This is a genomic window from Pseudomonas azotoformans, from assembly GCF_900103345.1.
GTDB classification, from domain to species: Bacteria; Pseudomonadota; Gammaproteobacteria; order Pseudomonadales; family Pseudomonadaceae; genus Aquipseudomonas; species Aquipseudomonas azotoformans.
Genome location: NZ_LT629702.1, coordinates 3,876,082 through 3,900,776 on the forward strand (window position 1 = coordinate 3,876,082; position 24,695 = coordinate 3,900,776).

Genomic DNA, 24,695 nt, shown 5'->3' on the forward strand with positions numbered 1-24,695 from the left:
CACCTCACGGGTTGGTGGACATCCGCGGCGTTCAGGGAAGTCGCCGTCTCAGGGGTACGACTTCCCGGGGTAATGAGCGTTCAAGGTGATTGATCAGCGGATATTGAGCAGCGTGGTCAGGGTGTTCTGCGGAGGGTTGATCGAGGAATTGCTGTATTGGAACCAGCCCTGGGCCTCCACGTTCAGGTCGAACACATAGATGTAGCCCATCAGCGTACCGGCCCCATTGCAGGCCTCGCTGATGTTGCCCACCTGGCAGACCGCCGTGCGCTGCCCATTGAGCTCTGCGCCATCAAAGCGGCCCATGGGGTTGTTGCCCAGGCCGACTTCCATGACTGACACTTTCGTAGGCCCACGGTGCGTGCACATCTGCGTGCTTTGTGCGCGCTCCGGGATGGTTTCCGTGCACGCCGCCGATTCAACCTTGAACACCCTCACTTCGCTCAACGGCGGTGCAGTCGCGCCCCAGGCCGGTGCTGCGCCGAGCAACAGGCTGATACAGGGGATCAGGGCTAGACTCCACGGGCTGGCGTTTTTCATGTTGCAGATGACCTTCGTTTAAACGTCGGCGCAGTATGCCTCAAGGCCTCGGCTGCTGGTATGATGCGCCGCTTTTTCCGATCCTCTCTGAAACCAAAGGCGCTTGGCGCAGTTTGTGCTTTGACTTAGAGGTCAACAAATCACGACGCCACAGAGCGTCACAGGGAGCAGGCATGCTGGAAAAGCTGTTTCAACTCAAGGCACACAACACCAACGTGCGCACCGAGATCCTCGCGGGCATCACGACATTCCTGGCCATGGCCTACATCCTGTTCGTGAACCCGAGCATCCTCGGCGAGACCGGCATGGACAAGGGCGCGGTGTTCGTCGCGACCTGCCTGGCGGCCGCCATCGGTTCGACCGTGATGGGCCTGATCGCCAACTACCCGATCGCCCTCGCGCCGGGCATGGGCCTCAATGCCTTCTTCACCTACACCGTGGTGCTGCACATGGGCCACACCTGGCAGGTGGCGCTGGGTGCGGTGTTTATTTCGGCGGTGTTGTTCTTCCTGCTGTCGATCTTCCGTATCCGTGAATGGATCATCAACGCCATCCCCCTGCCCCTGCGCTCGGCGATTGCCGCCGGTATCGGCCTGTTCCTGGCCTTGATCGCCCTGCACAACGCCGGGATCGTGGTCAGCAACCCGGCCACCATGGTGGGCCTGGGCGACTTGAAACAACCGGCACCGATTCTCGCCACCCTCGGTTTCGTGCTGATCGTTGCCCTGGAAGCCTTGGCCGTGCGCGGCGCGGTGTTGATCGGCATCCTGGCGGTGACCATTGTTTCCATCCTGCTGGGCGTCACGCCTTTTGGCGGCGTGACGTCGATGCCGCCATCCCTGGCCCCGACCTTCCTGCAGCTGGATATCAAGGGCGCGCTGGATATCGGCCTGGTCAGCGTGATCTTCGCCTTCCTGTTCGTCGACCTGTTCGATAACTCCGGCACCCTGATCGGCGTGGCCAAGCGTGCCGGCCTGATGGGCAAGGATGGCCACATGCCGAAAATGGGCCGTGCGCTGATCGCCGACAGTACCGCCGCCATGGCCGGTTCCCTGCTCGGCACCTCGACCACCACCAGCTACATCGAATCGGCTGCGGGCGTGAGCGCCGGTGGCCGTACCGGCTTGACTGCCATCGTGGTCGCGATCCTGTTCCTGCTGGCGTTGTTCTTCTCGCCACTGGCCGCCAGCGTCCCAGCCTTCGCCACCGCGCCGGCCCTGCTGTTCGTGGCGGTGCTGATGACCCAGGGCCTGGCCGAAATCGACTGGGACGACATTACCGTTGCAGCGCCGGTGGTGATCACCGCCCTGGCGATGCCTTTCACCTACTCCATCGCCAACGGCATCGCCTTCGGTTTCATCGCCTGGACCGCCATCAAGCTGCTTTCGGGCCGCTACCGTGAGCTGAACCCGGCGCTGGTGATTCTGTCGATTCTGTTTGTGATCAAGCTGGGCTGGTTCAACGCATGACTTTTGACGCCGCACGCTACACCGCTCAACTGCACGACAAGGTCACGCGCTTGCGTGACCTGTTGGCACCGTTCGACGCGCCCGAGCCGCAGGTCTTCGACTCGCCGCTGCAGCATTTCCGCCTGCGCGCGGAGTTCCGCCTGTGGCGCGAAGGTGGTGAGCGCCACTATGCGATGTTCTCCCAGGACGACAAGCGCACGCCGATCCTGATCGATGAGTTCCCCATCGCCAGCCAGCGCATCAACCAGTTGATGCCGCAGCTCAAGGCCGCCTGGCAAGCCAGCGCCGCCCTGAGCCACAAGCTGTTCCAGGTGGAGTTCCTCACCACCCTGGCTGGCGATGCGATGATCACCCTGTGCTATCACCGCCCGCTGGACGAGCACTGGCACACCGCCGCAAACCAGCTGGCTGCCGACTTGAATGTCAGCATCATCGGCCGCTCCAAGGGCAAGCGCGATGTGATCGGCCATGACTACGTGGTGGAAAAGCTTGAAGTCGGCGGCCGTACCTTCAGCTACCGCCAGCCCGAAGGTGCCTTCACCCAGCCCAACGGCACGGTGAACCAGAAGATGCTCAACTGGGCCTATGAAGCCCTGGGCGATCGCCCGGATGATCTGCTGGAACTGTACTGCGGCAACGGCAACTTCACCCTGCCCCTGGCGACGCGCGTGCGCAACGTGCTGGCCACCGAGATCAGCAAGACCTCAGTGAATGCGGCGCTGAGCAACCTTGATGAAAACGCGGTGGGTAACGTCACCCTGGTGCGCCTCTCCGCCGAAGAGCTCACCGAAGCACTCAACGAAGTGCGCCCATTCCGTCGCCTGCACGGCATCGACCTGAAGCGCTACGAGTTCGGCAGCGTGTTCGTCGACCCGCCGCGCGCCGGCATGGACCCGGACACCTGCGAACTGACCCGGCGCTTCGACAACGTCCTCTACATCTCCTGCAACCCGGAGACGTTGGCGGCGAACATTGCGCAACTGCATGACACGCACACGATTACGAAATGCGCGATGTTTGACCAGTTTCCGTGGACGCACCATATGGAATCCGGGGTGTTATTGACTCGGCGGTAACTCGGCGTCCTCCGGCTGCTTCTTGCGCGGCCGTCCGCCCTTCTTGCCATTGGCGCGGGCGGCGGCGGCTTTGGCGGCGCTGCTTTTGCGACCGTTGCGCGAAGCAACCAGGCTGATCGCCAGGTCCATCAGGGGTTTGCTGGTGGCAATCAGGCCAGTGATCGAAACGTCCAGGTCTTGGGCCTCACAGCACAGCGCCTTTCCGCCAAAGCCGACTTCCAGTTGCTCAAAGTCCTCCAGGGAAAACCCCGCGAACTCGGGCAGGCCAGCCACCGGCAGTACAACGCGGCTGCCGTCGCTGAAGCCGATGGAAAGGCAGTTGTCTTCATAACGCACAGAACTGGCGCGGGCATAAAGGTGCCGCGTCTTGCGCCCTCGGGCTATCGCCTTTTCTACATCGGCCTCAGTGAGCGGTTTATAGGGTACAACTTTGGCTTTTACGATTTGCTTCATAGTTCAATCTCCACAAAACCCGGTGCCCTGACCAGATTCAAAATTGTTTTCTGCCCCACGACATCGTGCCGGGCACGCGCGATCACATAAACTCCAGGCTGAATGATCAGCCCAGGCAACACCTCGCGGGCCTCCCAATCCCAGGAATGATTCTCCAGGCAGACCGTTTGCAGGTATTCCCACCAGATCCTGCGTGCCCGTGCCAAGTAGTGCCGCTGCATGATCGCCCCGCGTATTTCTTTCAAAACCGCCATGGGTGGCTGCCGCCGCTCAGGCTCTACGTCCCACAACTCCACGTCCCCATCCAGAGAACTGAAACGAAAACGCGCATCCCATTCCTTGCCCCGCACATGCACATGGGGCGGGCAATGCTCATCCCTGATGAACACCGAAATCACATATCCCTTGTAAGCGCCTACTCTCATCGTAACCCATCCGTTAGGTTATTTTCCGCCAGGTAACAATTTTCCCCTGCCACCCGACAACCGGCTTCATCTACACGAAGCTGTTTCACAGACTAGTAAGCAGAAAAAACCCGGCGAAGGCCGGGTTGTAACCACTCATGCCGAGGGCTGGAAATACTCCGCCAACGCCTGCAGATCCTGCTCGCTCAGCAACCCCGCGTAATACTTCAACTGAATCCTCGCCAGCAGATACGCATGCCGCGCATTCGCCAGGTCGCGGCGGGCAGTGAACAGTTGTTGCTCGGCGTCGAGCACGTCGAGGTTGACCCGCTCACCACCGGCAACACTCTTTTTCGTCGCAGCAACCAACGCCGTGGCAGAGCTGACCGCCATTTCATAGGCGCGCACCTTGGCCGCGCCGCTGGTATTGAGGTTGAACTGCTTGCGCAACTCCACCAGCGTGGCCGAGGTTTGCGCGTCCAGTTCGTATTGGGCCTGGGACAGTTGGTTGGCTGCCTGACGCGTGGAGGCCGACACGCCGCCGCCCGCGAACAGCGGCAGGCTGACCTGGATGCCGACCGTGTTGGTGTCGTACTTCTGGTTGTAGCTGCTTTCCGAGTCGGAGTTGGTCTGGCGGCTGGTGGCGTACAGGCTGACCTTGGGCAGGTGCCCGGCGCGCTTGCGCTCCACTTCATAGGAGGCCACGTCCAATGCGTGGTGCTGGGATTTAAGCTCCGGGTTGTTGGCCATGGCCAGTTCGCGCCAGGTCTCGAAGCGGTTGGGCTCCAGGGGCGGGATGTCGAATTGACGGGTCAGCGGCGCCAGCTCTTCGATCTGCAACGGTTGGCCGACGATGGCCTCCAACTCACGCAGGGCACTGTCCTGGGTATCCTGGGATTCGATCTCTTCGGCCTGCGCCAAGCTCAGGCGCGCCTGGGTTTCCAGCACATCGGTACGGGTGCCTTCGCCGCCTTTGAGCAGGCGATCATTGAGTTGCAGGCGCTCGGCATACGCACGTTTCTGCGCGCGGCTCAGCTCGATACGCTCCTGGGCCAGCAACGCCTGGCTGTAGGCATTGAGCACCCGCACCGCCAGTTCCTGGCTCTTGCCACGAAAGCGTTCATCAGCCATCAAGGCCTGGGCGGTGCCCTGGCGAAAGCGCGCGTAGGCTTCGTAATCCAGCAGCGGTTGCTGCAAGGTCAGGGTCGAGGCATAACTGCGGTAATCACGGTCGCTTTTGACATCCCCCGCCGTCACTTCGGATTCATTGCGCGAATTGTTATAGCTCCACGATAAATTGGGCAACAACGCCGCACGACCGATCGCACGATTTTCTTCACCGCCCTCACGCTCCTGGATGGCTGCCTGGAAGGTCGGATCATTGCGCAGGGCCAAGTCGTAGGCCTCCAGCAAACCCAAGGCGTGCGCCGCCGAGGTGCAACCCAAACACAAGGTAAACAACAGCGCCTTCATTCTTCCACCAGCGCCATGTGGGTGCGATCCATCAGGGGTTTGAACAGGTAGTTGAGCATCGAGCGCTCACCGGTCTTGACGAAGGTTTCCACCGGCATGCCCGGGCGGATCAGCACGCCGTCCAGTTGCTGCATGCCCGCCGCGCTGACCTGGGCGCGCAGCGTGTAATACGGCTCGTCGGTGCGCTCATCGACCTGGCGGTCGGCAGAGACCAGCGTCACCTCACCGGCCACCCGTGGCGTGGTGGATTGGTTGAACGCCGAGAACATCAACTCCACCGGCAAGCCCGGATGCACTTTGTCGACCATCTGCACCGGCACCCGCGCCTCCACCAACAAGGGCTCGCCCTGGGGCACGATGTCCATCAACGCCTGGCCGGGCTTGATCACGCCACCTTCGGTGTACACGTCCAAGCCCACCACCACCCCGGATGCCGGCGCTCGCACCAGACTGTTGGCCAGTTCGAACTCGGCCGAAGCCAGGCGATTGCGCAGGTCGTCGCTGCGGGTGCGGGTCTCGGCCAGCTGGCCGCGCAGGTCTTTCTGGAAGTCTTCGCCAAGCTGGCGGATGCGCAGGCGCAGTTCCATCACCTGGCGCTGCAACTGGCCGATGCGGCCGTAGTCTTCGGCGATGGCGCCATCGATCTGGGAATACAGGCGCTCGCTGTCGAGCAGGCGGTTGCGCGGGATATAACCGTCACGCGCCAACTCGCGCAGGCCTTGCAGTTGCTCATTCAACGCGGCCCGTTGCTGGACTTTGCTTGCCTGCGAATCCCGCGTGCCACGCAACTGCGCCTCGGCGCCGGCGATGGTTTCGCGCAGGCCTTGTTGCTCGGTGGCGAGTGCCTGGGCACGGCTATGGAACAGTTGCCGTTGCAGGCTCAGCGTGCCGGTCGCCTCAGGATCGTTGAGCAGTTCCGGGCCGAAGGTGATCGCCGCCAGCCCTTCGCTTTCGGCACTTAAACGCGCTTCGCTGGCCAGGGACGCCAGGTACTGGCTGCGCAGGGACTGCATCTGCCCGCGCAAGGGGGTTTCCTTCAAGCGCAGCAGGACCTGGCCGGCGCTGACCACATCACCGTCGCGCACGTCGATACGTTCCACGATCCCCCCGGCCGGATGCTGCACCGTCTTGCGATGACCCGAAACCATGACCTTGCCCGGCACCGCCACGCCTTTGTCCAGTGGCGCCAACGCCGCCCAGCCAAGGAAGCCGGCAAAGCCGCCGAGCACCAACAGCCAACCCAAACGTGAATATTTTTTATCATCCAGCGTCAGCACATTGTTCGGCGCATCACTGATCAGCACGGGTTTGCTCTGGTTCATGCCGGTTTTCCTTCACCGAGGCGGTAACTCATGCTCAGGGTCGACACCGGCTTGCTCGCTGCCGGTTTCTGCCGTGCCTCCAGCACCCGCGCCGTCGGCCCGAAGGCCTGCAACTGACCGTCCTTGAGGATCAGCAACTGGTCCGTCAGGGTCAGCACGTTGGGCTTATGGGTGATCAGGATCACCGTGCGGCGCTGTTGCTTGAGCTGGGCGATGGCTTGGAGCAGGGCTTGTTCGCCGACTTCATCGAGGTTGGCGTTGGGCTCGTCCAGCACGATCAACGCAGGCAGGCCGTACAGCGCACGCGCCAGGGCGACCCGCTGTTTCTGGCCACCGGACAATCCAGCACCACCCTCCCCCAATGGAGTGTCGTAGCCCAGGGGCAGTTGCAGAATCAGCTCATGCACGCCGGCCATTTGCGCGGCGGCAAGCACTTTGTCCGCCTCGACCTCGGCAAACCGTGCAATGTTTTGCGCGATGCTGCCGGCGAACAACTGGATGTCCTGCGGCAGGTAGCCGATGTGCGGGCCCAGTTGCTGCTTGTCCCACAGGGCCAGGTCGGCACCGTCCAGACGCACCTTGCCGGCCAAGGGTGCCCAGGCGCCCACCAGTATCCGCGCCAGGGTGGACTTGCCGCAGCCCGACGGCCCGATCACCCCCAGCACCTCGCCCGCCGCCAGGCTGAAGCCCAAATTGGCCAGCGCCGGTCGACGGCTGCCGGGGGCACAGGCGCTGATTTGCTCGACGCTCAGTTGGCCCTTGGGTACCGGCAGGCTCATGCGTTCGAGCCGTGCCGGGTTGGCCTCCAGCATCTGTGACAAACGCTCAAACGCCAGGCGCGCCGAGCCCCACTGCTTCCACACGCCGATCAACTGGTCGATCGGGCTGAGCACGCGGCCCATGAGGATCGAACCGGCAATCATCATCCCCGGCGTGATGGCGCCCTGCACCGCGAGCAAGGCACCCAGCCCCAGAACCAGCGACTGCAACGCCAGGCGCACGCCCTTGGACCAGGCGGTGACGGTCGCGGTCTTTTCACTGGCCAGGTTCTGTTGTGCCAGGAACGCCTGGTGCTGGCCGAACCAACGCGCGCGCAACGTGGCGAGCATGCCCATGGCTTCAATGGTGTCGGCATTGCGCAGGTTGGCCGTGGCCTGTTGGCTGGCGCTGATCGACAGCTGGCTGGCCAGGGCCATCGGCGCCTGGCTGACGTGATGGTTGACCCACGCCAGTACAATCAACAGCACTGCGCCGACCAGTGCCAACAGCCCAAGCCAGGGGTGAAACAGGAAGATCACCAACAGGTACACCGGAAACCACGGCGCATCGAAGAACGCGAACAACGCCTGGCCGGTGGCGAACTGCCGCAGGGTGGTCAGGTCATGCAGCGCCTGGCCGGCCGCCTGGGTGCCGCCCTTGAGTTGCGCTTCGAAGGCGGCGTCGTACACCCGCTGGTTCAAGCGCATGTCCATCTGCGTGCCGAGGCGGATCACCACCTGGCTGCGCACCCACTCCAACGCGCCCATCAGGCCGAACAGGCCGAGGATCATCAGCGTCAGCATGAGCAGGGTCATCTGATTGCCCGAGGCCAGCACCCGGTCGTACACCTGCAGCATGTACAGCGCCGGAGCGATCATCAGCAGGTTGATCACCGCCGAGAACAGGCCGATGTTGAGGAAGCCACTTTTATAGGCCGTGAGGGCGGCCAGGGTTTCGTTGCCGGCGTGGCGCATCTGGGGATTCTCAAAGGGTTGAGCGGGCAGCGCCGTCGCGTTGACAGGCTGTACGACGCTGCGCAGAATTCGGCACCGCCGTCGCTGAAGAAATAGAAGGCTTGGGCGACGGCGGTGTGTCATGCGGCGAATGGGAGAGCGATCTTCCATTCGCTTTTTTGCTTAAGCGGCCAGGGCGAAGTCCTGAGGCACGTCCTGCACACCCACCAGGGCCACATCGGAGGCTGCAACCGCAGCCGAATCCAGATGTGCCACACCGGCAGCCGCCAGCTGGTCGAACGTCGAGTTGACCGACAGGCTTGGGTCGATGTCCTTGAGCAGGGCATCGATCGCCGAGACCAATGCCGAGCTGTCACCGCTCATCAGGCCGTAGACAATTTTGTGCACCTGGCCGTCGCGGCCTTCGGACTGCAGGCTCGACAGGCCCAGGTTGGTGAAGCTGACTTCCTGGCTGGCGACGGTGTAGCCACCGCTGGCTGCGCCACCGGCGAGGGTGTCGCCAAAGGTCAGTGAGTCGAGCGAACCCCACAGCGTATGCGAAGGCGGATTGAACAGGGTGTAATGCAGGCTGCCCTCGGCCACTACTGCGGCATCGCTGGCAGTGCTCGATACGCCATATTGGGTGCCGTCGAACGGCCCAGGATTGAAACCACCGGTGTTCACACCCTCTTTGACCGACCCTTCACGGTGGTTCAGGTCACCAAAGTAAGCCGACCAGTCGCTCAGGTACTGGGCAACGGTGTTCGTGGCGTAGCTCGTGCTGTATGAAATAGAAATGCTCATGCAAAACTCCAAGTCATGGGGTGATAACTCCGCAGCAAGCCGGTGCCTGCTGTGGTTTTGCCCGTCACTGGGCAAAATCGGTCAGAACTGATATTCAACGGTGCCCTGCAGGGTTCGCCCACGGCCCAGGGTGAAGGCGAGCACATCGCCCAGGGGCACCAGGTAGGCGCGGTCGGTGACGTTTTCCATGGCCAGGCGCAAGGTCAATTGGTCGGTAGCGCGGTAGCTGCTGTACAGGTCATAGACGGTGTAAGGCTTCCAGTCGGCGGGGTAGACGCCCGTCTGTGAAGTGGTCACGCCAACGCCGCCTTTCACGTAGTAGCCGGCGCTGTAACGGGCGCGAACCCCCACATCCAACGTGCGCTCGAAGAAACGCGCCCCCAGCGTCGCGGTGCCACGATCCATTGGCATGTGCTCGGAAGATCCGAGGATGGCGTTGCAACCCACGGCGCCATTGGCTAGGTCGTCCGGCACCATCGCGTCCACCGGTGTCCGGTTGCCGGGGCGTTTCTGGGTCTTGGTAACGCCCCCCAGCCATGCGGTCTTGCTGCAGAACTTGTTGCTGCCAAGCATGCGCGTGTAGTTGACCTGGCCGTAGGCAAAACCCGCGTCGTAATCCAACTGGTATTCGAGGCCACGAAAACGTGTGGTCTCCAGGTTGTTGACGTAAGCCGCGTTGCCAATATTGGCGATGCCATAACCGGGCGGCTGCACGCCCAGGGCCATGTAGGAAAAGTCATCGACGCGGGTGTTGAAGTAGGACACCTTCATGCCCACACGGTCGTCGGCGAACAACAAGTCTTCCTTGAGCACATTGAAGCCGACCTCCCACGCCGTGGACTTTTCAGGTTTCAAGTAGGGGTTGGGCAGAATCGACTCCGAACCGCCGCCGTGGGGCCGGCCGCTGACCAGGCTTTCAGTGACTGCCGGCGGGCGCCAGCCCTTGCCGTAAGTGGCGAACAGTTGCAACCAATCCACGCCGGGCTTGACCGACAGGCCGAAGGTCGGCGAGAAATGCCCCTCTTCCCGATCCACGTCATAGGTCATGGGCAGGCCGATTTGTCGCGTGGTGCCGATGATGAAGGTGCGCGTGTTCAGCCCGGTTTCGCCGCGCAGCCGATAACGGTCATAACGCAACCCGGCATTGAGGTTCAGCCAGTTGTCGTAGTCGTAGTCCAGGCGCGCGAACAAGCTGCCCATTGCCCGATCACCTTTGGGCGTGATGCTTTCCGCCGCCGAGGCCGTCACCGCCGAATCGGCAGCCACCATCTGGTTGGAGTCCGGCCGGACCTTGTCGTAGAAAAACTCCAGGCCGTAGTTGGCCTTGATCACCGACAGCTCGCTCAAGGCAACGGTCGAAATATTCTGCGCCTGCACACCATAGGTGTTGGTCTGATAGGTGACGTCGTAGCCCTTGCTGCTGCCACGGGTCAGCGTGGTCTGGTCATTGCGGGTGTCGACGTAGTAGAGCTTGGCCTTGAAATCGATCAGCGGGTTGTCCGGCGTGTAGCTGTAGTCCAACGCGAAGTTCTGCGCCGTGACGTTGCTGCTGCCGAGTTTCTCCCAGAGCTGGGCTTTTTCGGCGGTCATCATGTTGACGTCGTCGTAGTCGACTTCGGTGGTCAGGTAGCTCAGTTGCAGGCGCTGATCCACCGGCAGGTTCAGACCCAGCTTGAGCAGGCGCGAACGCATCACCGAGCCGGTGTACTCGACAGTGGAATTCTTGATCCGGTCTTCACTGGCCGGCAGGAAGGAACTGCCGGTGCGCAACTCGCCGATGCTGCCCCGGGTGCCGGGTTTGTAGTCACCGAGGTGACGCTCACTGGCGGCCACCAGCATGTCCCACACATCGGTGCCCACGGCAAACGCCGAACTGCCGATAAAATGCGTGCCGTTGCTGCGCCCGCCCAACCCGGTGGTCAAACGGATGCGCCCACCGATTTCCTTGCCGCCCTTGAGCAGGTCGGCGGCTTCCACGGTGCGAAAATTGGCCACCCCGCCGATCACCCCAGCGCCACCCATCGTCGAAGTAGCGCCCTTCTCGATCACAACTTCCGACAGCAATTCCGGGTCGACATACAGCGTGCCATTACGTTGCTGGTGACCACTTTGCTGGTAGTTCTGGCGCATGCCGTCCACCGACATGTTGACCCGGCCATAGTCCTGGATACCGCGAATGTTCACCGACAGGCCAGGGTCTTGCTGGCTGACCGCCGAGTAGACGCCCGGCGCCTCTTCGAGCATTTCCGCGGCATGCCGTGGCGGGTTGCGGTCCAGTTGTTCGCGACCGACCACACTCACCGAGCGTGGCGATGAATACACCCAGTCGTTGGGGTTCAGGCCGGTAATCGTGGTGGTCGCCAGCGCCAACGCGGCGCCGCTCTGCTCCACGCGGGTCAGGGTGACTTGGCGCTCGCCATTGAAGCGATACTCCACTGGCGCATTCCCCAGCAGACGCGCCAGACCTTCCTGCACGCTGTATTGTCCCTTCACGGCCGTGCTCTGCAAACCGGCCAGGCGCTGGCTGTCGAACAGCACTTGCAGGCCGGCCTGGTCGGCGAATGCCAGCACGGCACTGCCCAGGGGTTGCGCGGGGATATCCAGCATCAGCACCGCAGGTTGCGCCGCATTCGCCTGAGACTGAGCAGCGAATACTGGAGCGACTGCGGCGAACAGGCCCAAGTGGATGGCCAGGGCTAACCGGCTTGCGGTGATACGCCCCTTGTTGAGTGCTGACATTTCTGTGGTTCCCTGCGCTGAGCGCTTTCTTGTTTATGCGAATGCTTCTCACCTAGCAAGACGTGCGACGCGCAGGAAGTCAGTAAGGTTTTTTTGAAAGTTTTTTCAGAAGGCCAATAAACCTGTAGGAGCGAGCTTGCTCGCGAAGCGCGCATAGACGACGCGCTCAACCTGAATGCACGCGTTATCGTTGACGTTTTTCGCGAGCAAGCTCGCTCCTACAGGGGAGGGATCAATAGATCAGGCTGAGGCCTGCCAGGTCCAAGCGTTGCACTTGCAGTTCCTGGGTGAGCGTGTCGAAGGCGGTGTCGAGCATGTCGAGGCGGAACACGCCGCTGACTTCGCGATCGCCCAATGCCGAGTCGGTCAACACCACGCGCCCGGGGCGGTAGCGGTTGAGCTGTTCGATGACTTTGGCCAACGGCTGGCGATCAAAAATCAACACACCGCGTCGCCAACTGGTGGCGCGCGCTACGTCGAGCTGATCCAAAGGCACGATGCCTTCCTGAGTGCTGTAGCGTACGGCCTGGCCTTCCTTGACCACTCTGTCGGCCGGACCTTTTTTCGGGACAGCTTGCAGCGTGACCTCGACACTGTGCTCCAACACGCCGGTCCACGCCTGGCTGTCGCCCTCGCGCTCCACCACAAACCGCGTGCCCAGCGCCCGCGTCTGCCCGCCGGCGCTCTGCACCACGAACGGTCGGGTTTCTTCGCCCACCCTCGGTGCCACATCAAAGATCGCCGAGCCTTGCAGCAGGCTGATACGGCGTTGCACACCGTCGTAATCCAGGCGGATGGCACTGCCGGAATCCAGCTCGACCTTGCTGCCATCGGCCAGGTGCACGGTGCGCACTTCGCCTTTTTCGGTGATGTAGTCCGCTTGCATGCGCAGCAACACGTCCGGCCCGCGCATCCAGCCGACACCGGCCACCACCACGACCAGCGCGACGGCCGCCGCACGTTGCCATGGCCGGCGCCGCTTGGCCCGGCGCACAGGCAGCGTCGCCGCTGGCGGGCGCTGGCGGTTCACCGGCGGTTCCTTGTACACGTCGCCCAATGCCGCCCAGGTCTGTTCGGCAAAGCGCAATGCCGCTTCGTGGCGGCTGTCGCAGGCGATCCAATGCCGCAACTCGGCCTGCTCCTGTTCGGTCAGGGCACCGGCGTGCAAGCGCACCGCCCACTCGGCGGCCGCCTCGGTAATGCTGTGCTGTTGCGGACCCTGGCTATTCACGTGTGAATCTCGAATTTTTCGTTATATAACGCTGTGACGAGTGAACGGACTTTTTTCGGTAATTCATTCGTCGGATGGCGCCCTCTCGCCTTCCTGCAAGCGCTGCATCACGTAGGCCAATGCTTTGGCCAGATGCTTTTGGACGGAGCTGTCAGAGATGTCCAGGTGCCGGGCGACCTGGGCGTGGGTCATGCCTTCGATGCGGTTGAGGCGGAAAATCTGCTGGGTGCGTTCCGGCAACTCCGCCAGTGCCTGCTTCAATGCCTGTCGCTGTTGCTGCGCCATTGCCTGAGCCTCCAACCCGGCCACGTCATCTTCAATCTCGGCCAGCGCCTCGTGGGGCACGGAGTCAGTCTTACGCCGCGCTTCCTGGCGAATATGGTCGATCAGCAGATTGCTCGCCGTTCGATAGAGATAGCCCTGGGAGTTGTCGATGCGCTCGCCGGCCGGCTTTTCGGCCAGGCGCAGGAAGCTCTCCTGCACCAGGTCTGCGGCCAACTGCGGGTCCCGTACCTTGCGCGCCAGATACCCGCGCAAGGTATCGGCGTGCTTGAGAAACAGGCCTTTGAGATCCACGTCCGACAAACCGACTCCCTGGAATGTTAAGGAAACAGGCGGGCATCTTAAGCGTTGTCGAGAATGATTTTCAATTGATATCTAATCTGATCCGGCGGTATGACAGGCCTGATTAACAGTTCGGTAATCGAACACATCCGCACTGATCAATTGACCAAATTAACCAATCAGTACATTTTATCTCCATAACGAACAATAACTGTGGAGAGACGCCCCATGCCGCCTATCGTGCTGGTGCTCAACGGCCCCAACCTCAACCTGCTCGGCACCCGCGAGCCCGCTACTTACGGCCATGAAACCCTGGCTGATGTTGCTGCCTTGTGCGGCCGCAGCGCTGAACAACTGGGCCTGAAAATCGAATTCCGCCAGACCAACCACGAAGGCGAACTGCTCGACTGGATCCACGGCGCCCGCGCCCGCTGCGCCGGTATCGTGATCAACCCGGCGGCCTGGACCCACACCTCGGTAGCGATTCGTGATGCGCTGGTGGCCAGTGAAGTGCCGGTGATCGAAGTGCATCTCTCCAACGTGCATGCCCGCGAAGCGTTCCGTCATCACTCCTTTGTGTCACCCATCGCGAAGGCCGTGCTCGCAGGGTTCGGCAGCCACGGCTACCACTTGGCGCTGGAACACTTCAGCCAGTTGCTCAAAGGGTCAGCCCGATGAAACCGCGCATTCTCGCCGGCCTGATCGGCGCCGGTATCCAGGCCTCTCGTACGCCCGCGCTGCATGAACACGAAGGCGATGCCCAAGGCCTGCGCTACCTGTACCGCCTGATCGACCTTGAACCCCGGCACCTGGACATCGACGCCCTGCCCGATCTACTGCGCGCCGCCGAACTCATGGGCTTTACCGGGCTGAACATTACCTACCCGTGCAAGCAGGCGGTCCTGCCATTGCTCGATGAATTATCCGACGAGGCCCGCGGTATTGGCGCGGTCAATACGGTGGTGTTCAAGGACGGCAAACGCATCGGCCACAACACCGATTGCCTGGGATTTGCCGAAGGGTTTCGGCGCAACTTGAGTGACGTCGCCCGCCAACACGTGGTGCAGATGGGCGCCGGCGGCGCGGGTGCGGCGGTAGCCCATGCGCTGCTGGCCGAGGGGGTGCAACAGTTGAGTATTTTCGACGTGGACCCCGCCCGCGCCCGCGACCTTGTGGATAACCTCACGCTGCGTTTCGGGCCGGGCCGCGCCCAAGTGGGCAATAACGTAAAAAACGCCGTGGCCGAAGCCGATGGCCTGGTGAACACCACGCCGATGGGCATGGCCAAGCTTCCCGGCACACCGGTGCCCGCCGCCTTTTTACGGGCGGAACTGTGGGTGGCGGAAATCGTGTATTTCCCGCTGGAAACCGAACTGCTGCACGATGCCCGTGCCTTGGGTTGCCGCACCCTGGATGGCGGCAACATGGCGGTGTTTCAGGCAGTGAAGGCGTTTGAGCTATTCAGTGGGGAAATGCCGGATGCGCAGCGCATGCTGGCGCATTTCCAAAGCATGAATACCTGACTGAGTAGGAATAAAAATCCAAATGTGGGAGGGGGCAAGCCCCCTCCCACATTTTGAATGCATTCCAACCTGAGACTTCAGGCCTGGAGGTAACGCATCACCGAATCACAAATCATGTCCCTATGCCGCTGTTTAACCGCCTCATCCGACAGGTCGATCTGAAAAATCTCACTGAAGGTGTGGCGGTTGGACACCCGGTAAAAGCTGAACGAGTTGATCAGCAGGTGCACGTCCAGCGGCTCCAGCCCTTCGCGGAACAAGCCCAGTTCGGCACCACGGCGCAAGGTTTCCCCCAGCCCTTCAAGGATCTTGCTGTTCATCGCCTTGATGGTGTCTGTGCGCTTCACATACTCGGCATTGTGGATATTTTCGATGCTGACAATGCGCACGAAATCCACGTTCTGGTCATGGTGATCAAAGGTGAACTCCACCAGCCGCCGGATCGCTTCACGCGGTTCCAGGGCCGTCAGGTTCATGCGGGTCTCGGTATTGCGGATGTCGCCGTAGAGTTTCTCCAGCACCTCGACGTACAACTGCTCCTTGCTGCCGAAGTAGTAATAGATCATGCGCTTGGAGGTGTGGATGCGCTCGGCGATCGCGTCCACGCGAGCGCCGGAAAGGCCCTGCTGGACAAACTCGACGATGGCTTCCTGGAGTATGTTTTCGCGGGTCTTTTCCGGATTGTTCTTACGACTCTTGCGAGGTGCCTCGGTGGTCATGGTGCGCTCACGGCCAGTGTTATGCAGGCCGTGATTATGGGCCGCGATGGGCGCCGAAGGAAGCACCGCAACCGCCGTTATAAACGCGCCTGGCGCACCGCGCCGCTGCGCGATTTGGCCATGGCCGCCAGGCGCACCGCCACGTTGGCCGCGCCGTAGCCGGCATAACCGTTCTTGCGCTGGATGATCTCGAAGAAAAACCGCCCTTCGAAGGGTTCGGTGTACACATGAAACAACTCACCGCCCTGGGCGTCGCGGTCGTACAGCACGTTGTAGTACGCCAGCTCACTGAGGAACTCATCGTCGAAATCGAAACGCGCCGCCAGGTCGTCGTAATAGTTGAGCGGGATATCCAGCAGCGGCACCCCGGCCTCTTTGGCGCGGCGCACTTCGGCGAAAATGTCCGCACAGTCGAACGCAATGTGGTGCACGCCCGAGCCGCGATAGCTCGACAGCGCGTGGGAAATCGCGGTGTTGCGGTTCTCGGAAATGTTCAGCGGCAGGCGGATCGAGCTGCAACGGCTGCGCAGCGCGCGGCTTTTCACCAAGCCATAAGGGTCGGGCAGCACCACTTCGTCATCGGCTTCGAAATCCAGCAGGCTCTTGTAGAACAGCACCCAGCTGTCGAGGCTATCAGCCGGCAAGGCCATGGCCATGTGGTCGATGCGCAGCAAGCCGCCGCTGGACGACGCTGCGGGCTGCAGGTTGAAGTCAGTGTCGTATAGCGCGCCTTCGCTGGGGTCCACCAAGTAGATCAGGCTGCCATCCGGCGCACGCACCGCCGCCAGCTCCAGCTCATTCGGCCCGACCAGGCCACGATACGGTTGCCCCTTGTACGCCACCGCCCGCTCCAGGGCCTTGGCGCTGTCCTTGACCCGAATCGCGGTGGCGCACAACGACGGTCCATGGGCTTCGAAAAAGTTGTGGGCAAACGAATAGGGTTCACAGTTGAGGATCAGGTTGATATCGCCCTGGCGCAACAAGCTCACGCTCTTGGAGCGATGCTGCCCGGCCTTGACGAAACCCAGGCGTTCCAGCCAATGGGTCAGCTTGGCGCCAAGGCTCTCGTCCACGGCGAATTCGAGGAACTCGATGCCGTCGTATTCGCTGGCAGCAGGGGTATCAAACAGAATCTCCACCGGTTGCGCCGGTGCTTGCTGTTTCAGGCGTTCGCGGGTTTTCTCCTCCAGGTACAGCAGGGAGCGCAGGCCATCCGCCGCATTCGCACGAGTGGGCGCGGCGCGGAAGCCGTCGTTGAAAATTTCCAGGGACAATGGCCCGGTGTAGCCGCTCTTGATGATCGGCGCGAGGAAGCCCGCCAGGTCGAATTCGCCTTGGCCGGGGAAGCAGCGGAAATGCCGACTCCACTCCAACACGTCCATGGCCAGGATCGGCGCGTCAGCCATTTGCACGAAGAAAATCTTGTCGCCGGGGATCTCGGCAATCGCGCTCGGGTCGCCCTTGAGGGACAGGGTGTGGAAGCTGTCGAGCAATACGCCAAGGCTCGGATGATCGACCTGACGTACCAGGTTCCACACCTGTTGCCAGGTGTTCACATGCTTGCCCCAGGCCAGCGCTTCATAACCGATGCGCAAGCCACGACGGCCGGCGTGTTCGGCGAGCAGGCTGAGGTCATCGAGCAAAATGCGCTCGTCGCCCACACAGTCAGCCGAGGCATTGCTGCACACCAGCACCAGATCGGTGCCCAGTTCCTGCATCAAGTCGAATTTGCGTTCGGCGCGTTCCAGGTTGCGGGCCAGGCGGTCACGGCGGCAACCTTCGAAGTCACGAAACGGTTGGAACAAGGTGATGGCAATGCCCAGGTCGGCACACATTTGCCTAACTTCGCGGGGGCTACCGTCGTAATACAACAGGTCGTTTTCGAAGATTTCTACACCGTCGAACCCGGCCGCCGCGATGGCTTCGAGTTTCTCCGGCAGGGTTCCGCTCAAGGAAACGGTGGCAATAGAGCGTTGCATGGGCGACTCCCGGCATTTAAGGCGCGTCTTATTTACGGCAAATTATTGGCCGCTAAACTGTTCACAGCAATTAAAATGTACGAACCGGTTAGTTTTTGGTGCGATTATCGAACACAAAGCCGTTTTGGCGAATTGACGATTTTTTAGCCACTGCGCACCATCGATTCAGTAACAAGACCCAGAACACACCATAAAAATTTCAAAAAACGGGTACGACCTCATGCCTCTGCAAAACTCCGTCCTGGCCGACCGCCCGGGCACCCCGCACGCCGGCATCGGCGACAAGATCCGCGGCGCCCTGGCCGTGGGTAAAACGCGCTGGGGCATGTTGGCCCTGGTGTTCTTCGCCACCACCCTCAACTACATCGACCGCGCCGCATTGGGCGTGATGCAGCCTATCCTCGCCAAGGAGATGAGCTGGACGGCGATGGACTACGCCAACATCAACTTCTGGTTCCAGGTCGGCTACGCCATCGGCTTTGTGCTGCAGGGTCGCTTGATCGACCGGGTCGGCGTGAAACGCGTGTTTTTTTGCGCGGTCCTGTTGTGGAGCCTGGCCACCGGCGCCCACGGCCTGGCCACCTCGGCGGTGGGCTTCATGGTCTGTCGTTTCATTCTCGGGCTGACCGAAGCCGCCAACTACCCGGCCTGTGTCAAGACCACACGCCTGTGGTTCCCGGCCGGCGAACGGGCAGTGGCCACCGGTATCTTCAACGCCGGCACCAACGTTGGCGCGATGATGACGCCGATGCTGCTGCCGTTGATCCTGCACGTGTGGGGCTGGCAGGCGGCGTTCCTGTGCATGTCGGCGCTCGGCGGGATCTGGCTACTGTTCTGGGGCTTGAAATACTTCAACCCGGAAGACCATCCCACCGTTAAACAGTCCGAACTGGACTACGTGCAGCAGGAAGTCGAACCAGAACAACCCCGCGTGCCCTTCAGCCGCATCCTGCGCATGCGCGGCACCTGGGCCTTCGCCCTCGCCTACTCGCTGACCGCGCCGGTGTTCTGGTTCTACCTGTACTGGCTGCCGCCGTTCCTGAACCAGCAATACAACCTGGGCATCAACGTGACCCAGATGGGTATCCCGCTGATCATCATCTACCTGACCGCCGACTTCGGCAGCGTGGGCGGAGGGATTCTGTCGTCGTTCCTGATCGGCCGAGGCATGAATTCGATCAAGGCGCGGTTGCTGTCGATGCTGCTGTTTGCCTGCTGCATCGTCGGCGTGATCATGGCTGCCGGCTCCAGCCAGTTGTGGGTCGCGGTGTTTGCCATCTCCCTGGCGATTGGCGCGCACCAGGCCTGGACCGCCAACATCTGGAGCCTGGTGATGGACTACACGCCCAAGCACATGATGAGCACGGTGTTCGGTTTTGGTGGCATGTGCGCGGCCATCGGCGGCATGTTCATGACCCAGATCGTCGGCCACATCCTCACGGTCACGAACAACAACTACACCGTGTTGTTCACCCTGATCCCGGCGATGTACTTCATTGCGCTGACCTGGATGTACTTCATGGCACCGCGCAAGATCCCGACCGTAGACGTTTGATCTATCGTCTCAGCTACCGGCGCCGCTGCTGCCAGGCAGCGGCCAGCCCGCTCATGCAGATCACCCCGATACCGACCACCGTGGTCAGGTCCGGGGCGTGATTGAACACCAGCCAGCCCAATAACCCCGCGAACACGATCTGGCAATAGCCGAACGGCGCCAGCAAGGCCGGCGCCGCCACGCGGAACGCCTGGGTAAGAAACAAGTGCGCGATCATCCCGCAAGTGCCCAGCGCCAGCATCAACACGCCATGCCACAGCGTCGGGACCTGCCAGAAGAAAGGCACCATCGCACTCACCAACAAGGTATTGCACAAGCCGGCGAAGAAGTTGCTGGTGGTAGGCGTGTCATATTGGCTGAGAATGCGCGTGAGCAATTGGTAGAAGCAAAAAAACAGCGCTGAACACAGCGGCAGTAACACCGCCGGGGTAAACAGCTCACCACCGGGGTGGATGATGATCAGCACACCGACAAAGCCACAGATCACCGCCAACCACTGGCCGCGCGTCACCTGCTCGCCCAGCAACGGTACCGAGAGCGCCGTCACCAGGATCGGTGCGAGGAAGTTCACCGCCGTGGCCTCCGCCAGCGGGATGTAATGCAGCGCCGCGGTGAAAAACAAGCTCGTACCCAATAGACACAGCGCCCGCACCACCTGCATCCCCGGCCGCTTGCTGCGCAATACGCGCAGACCCGATTGCGGCAGGAAGATGCCGGCCATCAACAAGGTGTGCACCAGGTATCGCGCCCACACCACCATCACGATCGGATAAAACCCGGCCAGGTATTTGGACAAGGCGTCATGGCTGGAGAACAGGAACGTCGCCAGTACAATCAGCAAAATGCCTTTTAAGGGGTGGTTGACGCCGGAAAGGGGAGTACTGACGGTCATCGGATTCTCTTGCGTGGCGAGCTGAACGCTGAGGTCTAAGCGAGGTAGCACTCAACCCGGTAATCTAGCAGCCGGTCCTGCGCCTGCCCCCAGAGCATAACCAAACACTGTGCGAACAGCGCACTAAATCACGGGATTCGAGTCCAACGCTGCACGTTGATCGCCGTGTCGCACATTTTTTAACCAAGGCCTTGCTGCTATGAAAAAAACTGTCTTTGTTCTGTCTACCCTTGCCCTGCTCACTGCGTGTAACAAGGAAGAGAAGCCAGCCCCCAAGCCCGCTCCGGCGTCCGTACAAGCCACCCTGGTGCCGGCGACACCGCCCACCGACAAATGGGTCGGCAAGTGGATCGGCGTCGAAGGCCTCAACCTCACCATCGCCAAGGACGACAGCATCGGCCGGGGTCACTACATCCTGACCATGAAATACGGCCTTGATGAGGACGACTCCGGCACCTTCAAAGGTGAAGCCAACGAAGACGGCATCGCCTTTACCCGTCCGGACGGCCCGCAGCAACTGAGCGCCGGCGACGGCGAAGCCACCGGTTTGAAATGGTTGGCGGATAAAAAGGATTGCCTGATCGTCGATACTGGCGAAGGGTATTGCCGCCAATAACGGCCATACTCAACCCACATCCCTGTAGGACCGTTCATCAAAGAGGATTGCCCCATGCTATGGAAAAAAGGCCGACGCAGCGACAACGTGGTCGACGCCCGCGATGACAGCGGCGGCGGTGGGGGCGGTATGCGCTTTGGGGGCGGCAAGGGCCTGAGCCTCACGGCCATCGTGCTGATCGTCGGCATCGGCTGGCTGACCGGCCAGGACCCGATGCAGCTCCTCGGCCAATTGACCGGCCAGATGGAGCAGGCACCGTCAGTGAGCACGCAGACGCGCCAAGCGCCACCGGCCAACGATGAGCAGGCGGATTTTGTCCGCGCTGTCCTGGGCGATACCGAAGACACCTGGGGCCAGGTGTTCCAGGAAAATGGCTTGGCCTACAAGAACCCGAAACTGATTCTGTTCCGCGGCCGGGTCAATTCCGCCTGCGGAGGGGCCACCTCGGCCAGCGGCCCGTTCTATTGCCCGGCTGACCAGCAGGTGTACCTGGACCTGGATTTCTTCCGGGAAATGTCGCAGCGCTTCCAGGCCGCTGGTGATTTCGCCCAAGCCTACGTGATCGCCCACGAAGTCGGGCACCACGTGCAGACCTTGCTGGGTATCTCCGCGAAGATCCAGGCAGCACGCCAGCAAGGCCGGCAGATGCAGGGCGACGGTGGCCTGCTGGTACGCCAGGAACTGCAAGCCGACTGCTTCGCTGGGGTGTGGGCCAACCGTGCGCAAAAGCGCCTCAACTGGCTGGAGCCCGGCGACATTGAAGAAGCACTGAATGCGGCCAACGCCATTGGCGATGACCGTCTGCAGCAACAGGGTCAGGGGCGTGTTGTGCCGGACTCGTTTACCCACGGCACCTCGGCACAGCGGGTTCGCTGGTTCAAGACCGGCTTCGCCCAGGGCCAGATCACTCAATGCGACACGTTTACCGCCAAGAGCCTTTAAATGAATAAACGATTGGGATTGCTGCTGGGCTTGTTAGTCACCTGTTCAACCTGGGCCGCCGAACACGGCGTCAAGGAAGTCAGCCCCGATCGCTTCCACCTGGAGGCCGGCGATCTCAGCCTGGGCTTGAGCCAGGACTGGCGCCAGCCGCTGCCCCAGGTCACCCGCGCGCTGATCATCGTGCATGGCCGCCTGCGCAATGCGCAGACCTACCTGCAAAGCGCTGAAGACGCCGCCGAGCACGCCGGCCAGGCCCCCAACACGCTGGTGATTGCACCGCAGTTTCTCAATGAGTCCGACGTGAAGCACAACCATCTGGACAACCAGGTGTTGCGCTGGAACGGCAATGACTGGATGGCCGGCGAGCCCTCCACCAGTCCGGGGCACATCAGCTCCTACGGCGCCCTCGACCAGATCATCAAGCACCTGGGCAACCGCAAGCTGTTCCCGGCGCTGAAAGAAATCGTGGTCGCTGGTCATTCCGGTGGTGGTCAGGTGGTGCAGCGCTTCGCCCTCACCGGCCACGACCACCCGCTGCTGCAAACCGAAGGCATCAGCCTGCGTTACGTGGTGGCCAACCCTTCGTCCTACGCCTACTTCACCCCACAACGCCCAGTGAAGTTCGACACCGCGAGTTGCCCCGGCTTCAACGACTGGAAGTACGGCCTGCACAACCTGCCCGACTACGCCAAGGGTCAGAGCGCCCAACAGCTTGAGCAGGCTTACGTGTCACGCAATATCACCTACCTGCTGGGCCAGCAGGACACCGACCCGAACCACCCGGCGCTGGACAAAAGCTGCGCCGCCGAGACCCAGGGCGCGTACCGCCTGATTCGTGGGCACAACTACTTTGACTACCTCAAGCAGCGGCATCCGCAGTTGAGCCACACGCTGGTGGAAGTGCCGGGAGTGGGGCATAACGGGGATGGGATGTTTACGTCGCCCGAGGGCCAGAAAGTACTGTTCACGCCATAACCTGTGGGAGGGGGCTTGCCCCCCGATTGCGGTCTGCCAACTACACATGTGCTGATTTATACACCGCTATCGGGGGCAAGCCCCCTCCCACAGTTGGTCTCTATTGTCTGGGCTGGATCATCTGATGCAGCACCGCGCAGTCCGATGCATGCCAATCCGCCAACTCCGGCCACGGGTTCTCCGGCAGATTCACCAACACCGTCCGCGTCCCCGCCGCCCGGCCACAATCCAGATCGAAGCGGTAATCGCCGACCATCACCATCTCGCTGGGCGCTACTTCCCATGCCGCCGCCAGTTTCAGCAGGCCGTCCGGATCGGGCTTGGGTTGCGCATCATCCCGCCCCAGCACGTCCTCGACGGCAAAGCAGTCCGCCAGGCCAATGGCTTCTAGGGTGATATGCGCCAACTCCCGCGCATTGCGGGTCAGGATGCCCAGGCGATAGCCACGCCCGGCCAGTTCGCGCACCAGGTCCACCGCACCGGCGGCAGCCACCGAACCCAACGCCAGCTCGCGCTCATGCTCCAGCAGCCAGGCATGCTTGGCCGCTGCAACTTCCTCCGGCAACGCCGCCAGGTGCGTGAGGATGTCGTCTTCGGGCGGGATTTCCAACGCTACGCGAATGGCCGCGAAATCATGCACGGCCACCGTAAGGGTGCCGTCCATGTCGAATACCCAATGTCTAACGTCCGTCAGGCTCATGCCCAATCCTTGCGATGGCGAATCAGCCCTTCCTGGGTCACCGAGGCCACCAGTTGCCCGGCGCGGTTGTACACACTGCCACGGGAGAAACCCCGCGAATTGCCGGCCCACGGGCTGTCCATAGCGTAGAGCAGCCAGTCATCGGCACGCAGGTCGGCGTGGAACCACAGCGCGTGGTCGAGGCTGGCGACCTGCATATCTTTCTGCCATACGGTTTTGCCATGGGGCAGCAGCGAGGTGGTCAGCAGGCCGAAGTCCGAGGCGTAGGCCAGCAGGTATTTGTGCAGCGCCGGTGCGTCGGCCAGGGCGCCGTCGGCGCGGAACCACACGTATTTGACCGGGTCGGACGGCTGCGGGTTGAACGGGTCTTTCTCGGTGACCGGGCGCACTTCGATCGGCTTGGGGCACAGCAGCTTGTCACGCATGTGCTCGGGGATCAGGTGCGCACGCTGCTGGGTCAGCTCCAGCTCCGAGGGCAGGTTTTCCGGGCCGACCACCACCGGCATGGTGGTCTGGTGGTCGAAGCCTTGTTCGTCGTACTGGAACGAGGTGGTGCAGGTGAAGATCGGGTGGCCCTTCTGGATCGCCGTCACACGGCGCGTGCTGAAGCTGCCGCCGTCGCGCACGCGGTCCACCGAGTACACCACCGGCAATTTCGCATCACCGGGGCGCAGGAAATAACCGTGCAGCGAATGCACATGCCGCGCTTCTTCTACCGTCTGGCTGGCGGCCGACAGCGACTGGCCGAGCACCTGGCCGCCGAACAGTTGGCGAAAACCCAGGTCCTGGCTGCGGCCGCGAAAGAGGTTTTCCTCGATCGGCTCCAGGGTCAGCAGGTCCACCAGATCTTCCAATACTTGGCTCATTAAAACTCTCCTCAGAGCAAAACGGTGTCTACCTGTAGGAGCGAGCTTGCTCGCGAAGGTCGTTAACGATAACGCAGCGCTTCAGGTCTACCGTGGCGCTTGTGCGTTCTTCGCGAGCGAGCTCGCTCCTACAGGGTCTAT

General features: G+C 61.8%; 23 protein-coding genes. 8 read left to right on the forward strand and 15 right to left on the reverse strand.

Annotated elements, in window-relative coordinates; all coding sequences use genetic code 11:
• Window positions 1-93: 93 nt before the first annotated feature.
• Window positions 94-540, reverse strand: a complete 447-nt coding sequence (locus tag BLR69_RS17445; protein WP_071489947.1) for a DUF4879 domain-containing protein — start codon at window positions 538-540, stop codon at window positions 94-96.
• A 173-nt stretch (window positions 541-713) separates the two neighbouring features.
• On the opposite strand from BLR69_RS17445, the gene BLR69_RS17450 reads away from it, so the two are divergent.
• Window positions 714-2,009 (forward strand): NCS2 family permease, encoded by a 1,296-nt coding sequence (locus BLR69_RS17450; RefSeq protein WP_071493628.1) that lies wholly within the window; start codon window positions 714-716, stop codon window positions 2,007-2,009.
• A complete protein-coding gene (gene trmA, locus BLR69_RS17455) occupies window positions 2,006-3,085 on the forward strand; it encodes a tRNA (uridine(54)-C5)-methyltransferase TrmA (protein WP_071493629.1) in 1,080 nt (359 codons plus the stop codon). The genes BLR69_RS17450 and trmA overlap by 4 nt, the downstream gene beginning before the upstream one ends.
• Here the strand turns inward: trmA and BLR69_RS17460 are convergent.
• The 9 genes from BLR69_RS17460 to BLR69_RS17500 all read right to left on the reverse strand — a co-directional run bounded on the left by BLR69_RS17460 (window position 3,068) and on the right by BLR69_RS17500 (window position 13,808).
• Window positions 3,068-3,538, reverse strand: a complete 471-nt coding sequence (locus BLR69_RS17460) for a DUF2442 domain-containing protein (protein WP_071493630.1) — start codon at window positions 3,536-3,538, stop codon at window positions 3,068-3,070. The two genes, trmA and BLR69_RS17460, sit on opposite strands and share 18 nt — an antisense overlap.
• The gene (locus BLR69_RS17465) at window positions 3,535-3,963 is read right to left on the reverse strand and encodes a DUF4160 domain-containing protein (RefSeq protein WP_071493631.1); all 429 of its coding nucleotides are present in this window, start codon (window positions 3,961-3,963) and stop codon (window positions 3,535-3,537) included. The genes BLR69_RS17460 and BLR69_RS17465 overlap by 4 nt, the downstream gene beginning before the upstream one ends.
• 135 nt (window positions 3,964-4,098) lie before the next feature.
• Window positions 4,099-5,415: a TolC family outer membrane protein gene (locus BLR69_RS17470; RefSeq protein WP_071493632.1), complete on the reverse strand. Its 1,317-nt coding sequence runs from the start codon at window positions 5,413-5,415 to the stop codon at window positions 4,099-4,101.
• Window positions 5,412-6,737 (reverse strand): HlyD family type I secretion periplasmic adaptor subunit, encoded by a 1,326-nt coding sequence (locus BLR69_RS17475; RefSeq protein WP_071493633.1) that lies wholly within the window; start codon window positions 6,735-6,737, stop codon window positions 5,412-5,414. The genes BLR69_RS17470 and BLR69_RS17475 overlap by 4 nt, the downstream gene beginning before the upstream one ends.
• Complete coding sequence (locus BLR69_RS17480; RefSeq protein ID WP_071493634.1) at window positions 6,734-8,470, reverse strand: type I secretion system permease/ATPase; 1,737 nt, start codon at window positions 8,468-8,470, stop codon at window positions 6,734-6,736. The genes BLR69_RS17475 and BLR69_RS17480 overlap by 4 nt, the downstream gene beginning before the upstream one ends.
• Window positions 8,471-8,632: 162 nt before the next feature.
• Complete coding sequence (locus BLR69_RS17485) at window positions 8,633-9,253, reverse strand: heme acquisition protein HasA (RefSeq protein WP_071493635.1); 621 nt, start codon at window positions 9,251-9,253, stop codon at window positions 8,633-8,635.
• Between the two features lie 81 nt (window positions 9,254-9,334).
• Complete coding sequence (locus tag BLR69_RS17490) at window positions 9,335-11,992, reverse strand: TonB-dependent receptor (protein ID WP_071493636.1); 2,658 nt, start codon at window positions 11,990-11,992, stop codon at window positions 9,335-9,337.
• Between the two features lie 232 nt (window positions 11,993-12,224).
• Window positions 12,225-13,223 carry a FecR family protein gene (locus BLR69_RS17495; RefSeq protein ID WP_071493637.1) on the reverse strand — a complete coding sequence of 333 codons (999 nt, stop codon included), beginning with the start codon at window positions 13,221-13,223 and terminating at the stop codon, window positions 12,225-12,227.
• 63 nt (window positions 13,224-13,286) lie between these two features.
• Entirely contained in the window at window positions 13,287-13,808 is a 522-nt protein-coding gene (locus BLR69_RS17500; RefSeq protein WP_058427728.1) for an RNA polymerase sigma factor, read from the reverse strand.
• 207 nt (window positions 13,809-14,015) lie between these two features.
• Here BLR69_RS17500 and aroQ point away from each other — a divergent pair, with 207 nt between their 5' ends.
• Together aroQ and BLR69_RS17510 are read left to right on the forward strand one after the other, a co-directional pair.
• The gene (aroQ, locus tag BLR69_RS17505) at window positions 14,016-14,465 is read left to right on the forward strand and encodes a type II 3-dehydroquinate dehydratase (RefSeq protein ID WP_010206717.1); all 450 of its coding nucleotides are present in this window, start codon (window positions 14,016-14,018) and stop codon (window positions 14,463-14,465) included.
• Window positions 14,462-15,310, forward strand: a complete 849-nt coding sequence (locus BLR69_RS17510; protein ID WP_071493638.1) for a shikimate dehydrogenase — start codon at window positions 14,462-14,464, stop codon at window positions 15,308-15,310. The genes aroQ and BLR69_RS17510 overlap by 4 nt, the downstream gene beginning before the upstream one ends.
• Window positions 15,311-15,387: 77 nt before the next feature.
• On the opposite strand, the gene BLR69_RS17515 is transcribed toward BLR69_RS17510, so the two are convergent.
• On the reverse strand, window positions 15,388-16,029 hold the full coding sequence (locus BLR69_RS17515; RefSeq protein ID WP_033897904.1) for a TetR/AcrR family transcriptional regulator: 642 nt from the start codon (window positions 16,027-16,029) through the stop codon (window positions 15,388-15,390).
• A 77-nt stretch (window positions 16,030-16,106) separates the two neighbouring features.
• The gene (gene quiC / locus BLR69_RS17520; protein ID WP_071493639.1) at window positions 16,107-18,008 is read right to left on the reverse strand and encodes a 3-dehydroshikimate dehydratase QuiC; all 1,902 of its coding nucleotides are present in this window, start codon (window positions 18,006-18,008) and stop codon (window positions 16,107-16,109) included.
• Between the two features lie 220 nt (window positions 18,009-18,228).
• Between quiC and BLR69_RS17525 the strand changes: the two genes are divergently transcribed.
• A complete protein-coding gene (locus tag BLR69_RS17525) occupies window positions 18,229-19,563 on the forward strand; it encodes an MFS transporter (protein WP_071493640.1) in 1,335 nt (444 codons plus the stop codon).
• A gap of 13 nt (window positions 19,564-19,576) precedes the next feature.
• Here BLR69_RS17525 and BLR69_RS17530 read toward each other — a convergent pair whose 3' ends face one another.
• Window positions 19,577-20,455 (reverse strand): DMT family transporter, encoded by an 879-nt coding sequence (locus tag BLR69_RS17530; RefSeq protein WP_071493641.1) that lies wholly within the window; start codon window positions 20,453-20,455, stop codon window positions 19,577-19,579.
• A gap of 199 nt (window positions 20,456-20,654) precedes the next feature.
• Between BLR69_RS17530 and BLR69_RS17535 the strand changes: the two genes are divergently transcribed.
• From BLR69_RS17535 to BLR69_RS17545, 3 genes are read left to right on the forward strand one after another with little or no spacing between them, the layout of a single operon-like run.
• Window positions 20,655-21,071 carry a membrane lipoprotein lipid attachment site-containing protein gene (locus BLR69_RS17535; protein ID WP_071493642.1) on the forward strand — a complete coding sequence of 139 codons (417 nt, stop codon included), beginning with the start codon at window positions 20,655-20,657 and terminating at the stop codon, window positions 21,069-21,071.
• 54 nt (window positions 21,072-21,125) lie between these two features.
• Window positions 21,126-22,013: a KPN_02809 family neutral zinc metallopeptidase gene (gene ypfJ, locus BLR69_RS17540; RefSeq protein WP_071493643.1), complete on the forward strand. Its 888-nt coding sequence runs from the start codon at window positions 21,126-21,128 to the stop codon at window positions 22,011-22,013.
• Window positions 22,014-22,988, forward strand: a complete 975-nt coding sequence (locus BLR69_RS17545) for a hypothetical protein (protein ID WP_071493644.1) — start codon at window positions 22,014-22,016, stop codon at window positions 22,986-22,988.
• A gap of 100 nt (window positions 22,989-23,088) precedes the next feature.
• Here BLR69_RS17545 and BLR69_RS17550 read toward each other — a convergent pair whose 3' ends face one another.
• Window positions 23,089-23,688: an HAD family hydrolase gene (locus BLR69_RS17550; protein ID WP_071493645.1), complete on the reverse strand. Its 600-nt coding sequence runs from the start codon at window positions 23,686-23,688 to the stop codon at window positions 23,089-23,091.
• Complete coding sequence (gene tesB / locus BLR69_RS17555; protein ID WP_025858197.1) at window positions 23,685-24,554, reverse strand: acyl-CoA thioesterase II; 870 nt, start codon at window positions 24,552-24,554, stop codon at window positions 23,685-23,687. The genes BLR69_RS17550 and tesB overlap by 4 nt, the downstream gene beginning before the upstream one ends.
• Window positions 24,555-24,695 lie beyond the last annotated feature (141 nt).

Excerpts from the sequence above, each read along its gene's own strand:
- BLR69_RS17445 (WP_071489947.1), bottom strand. The coding sequence starts at position 540 with ATGAAAAACGCCAGCCCGTGGAGTCTAGCCCTGATCCCCTGTATCAGC.
- BLR69_RS17450 (WP_071493628.1), top strand. The coding sequence starts at position 714 with ATGCTGGAAAAGCTGTTTCAACTCAAGGCACACAACACCAACGTGCGC.
- trmA (WP_071493629.1), top strand. The coding sequence starts at position 2,006 with ATGACTTTTGACGCCGCACGCTACACCGCTCAACTGCACGACAAGGTC.
- BLR69_RS17460 (WP_071493630.1), bottom strand. The coding sequence starts at position 3,538 with ATGAAGCAAATCGTAAAAGCCAAAGTTGTACCCTATAAACCGCTCACT.
- BLR69_RS17465 (WP_071493631.1), bottom strand. The coding sequence starts at position 3,963 with ATGAGAGTAGGCGCTTACAAGGGATATGTGATTTCGGTGTTCATCAGG.
- BLR69_RS17470 (WP_071493632.1), bottom strand. The coding sequence starts at position 5,415 with ATGAAGGCGCTGTTGTTTACCTTGTGTTTGGGTTGCACCTCGGCGGCG.
- BLR69_RS17475 (WP_071493633.1), bottom strand. The coding sequence starts at position 6,737 with ATGAACCAGAGCAAACCCGTGCTGATCAGTGATGCGCCGAACAATGTG.
- BLR69_RS17480 (WP_071493634.1), bottom strand. The coding sequence starts at position 8,470 with ATGCGCCACGCCGGCAACGAAACCCTGGCCGCCCTCACGGCCTATAAA.
- BLR69_RS17485 (WP_071493635.1), bottom strand. The coding sequence starts at position 9,253 with ATGAGCATTTCTATTTCATACAGCACGAGCTACGCCACGAACACCGTT.
- BLR69_RS17490 (WP_071493636.1), bottom strand. The coding sequence starts at position 11,992 with ATGTCAGCACTCAACAAGGGGCGTATCACCGCAAGCCGGTTAGCCCTG.
- aroQ (WP_010206717.1), top strand. The coding sequence starts at position 14,016 with ATGCCGCCTATCGTGCTGGTGCTCAACGGCCCCAACCTCAACCTGCTC.
- BLR69_RS17510 (WP_071493638.1), top strand. The coding sequence starts at position 14,462 with ATGAAACCGCGCATTCTCGCCGGCCTGATCGGCGCCGGTATCCAGGCC.
- BLR69_RS17515 (WP_033897904.1), bottom strand. The coding sequence starts at position 16,029 with ATGACCACCGAGGCACCTCGCAAGAGTCGTAAGAACAATCCGGAAAAG.
- quiC (WP_071493639.1), bottom strand. The coding sequence starts at position 18,008 with ATGCAACGCTCTATTGCCACCGTTTCCTTGAGCGGAACCCTGCCGGAG.
- BLR69_RS17525 (WP_071493640.1), top strand. The coding sequence starts at position 18,229 with ATGCCTCTGCAAAACTCCGTCCTGGCCGACCGCCCGGGCACCCCGCAC.
- BLR69_RS17530 (WP_071493641.1), bottom strand. The coding sequence starts at position 20,455 with ATGACCGTCAGTACTCCCCTTTCCGGCGTCAACCACCCCTTAAAAGGC.
- BLR69_RS17535 (WP_071493642.1), top strand. The coding sequence starts at position 20,655 with ATGAAAAAAACTGTCTTTGTTCTGTCTACCCTTGCCCTGCTCACTGCG.
- ypfJ (WP_071493643.1), top strand. The coding sequence starts at position 21,126 with ATGCTATGGAAAAAAGGCCGACGCAGCGACAACGTGGTCGACGCCCGC.
- BLR69_RS17545 (WP_071493644.1), top strand. The coding sequence starts at position 22,014 with ATGAATAAACGATTGGGATTGCTGCTGGGCTTGTTAGTCACCTGTTCA.
- BLR69_RS17550 (WP_071493645.1), bottom strand. The coding sequence starts at position 23,688 with ATGAGCCTGACGGACGTTAGACATTGGGTATTCGACATGGACGGCACC.
- tesB (WP_025858197.1), bottom strand. The coding sequence starts at position 24,554 with ATGAGCCAAGTATTGGAAGATCTGGTGGACCTGCTGACCCTGGAGCCG.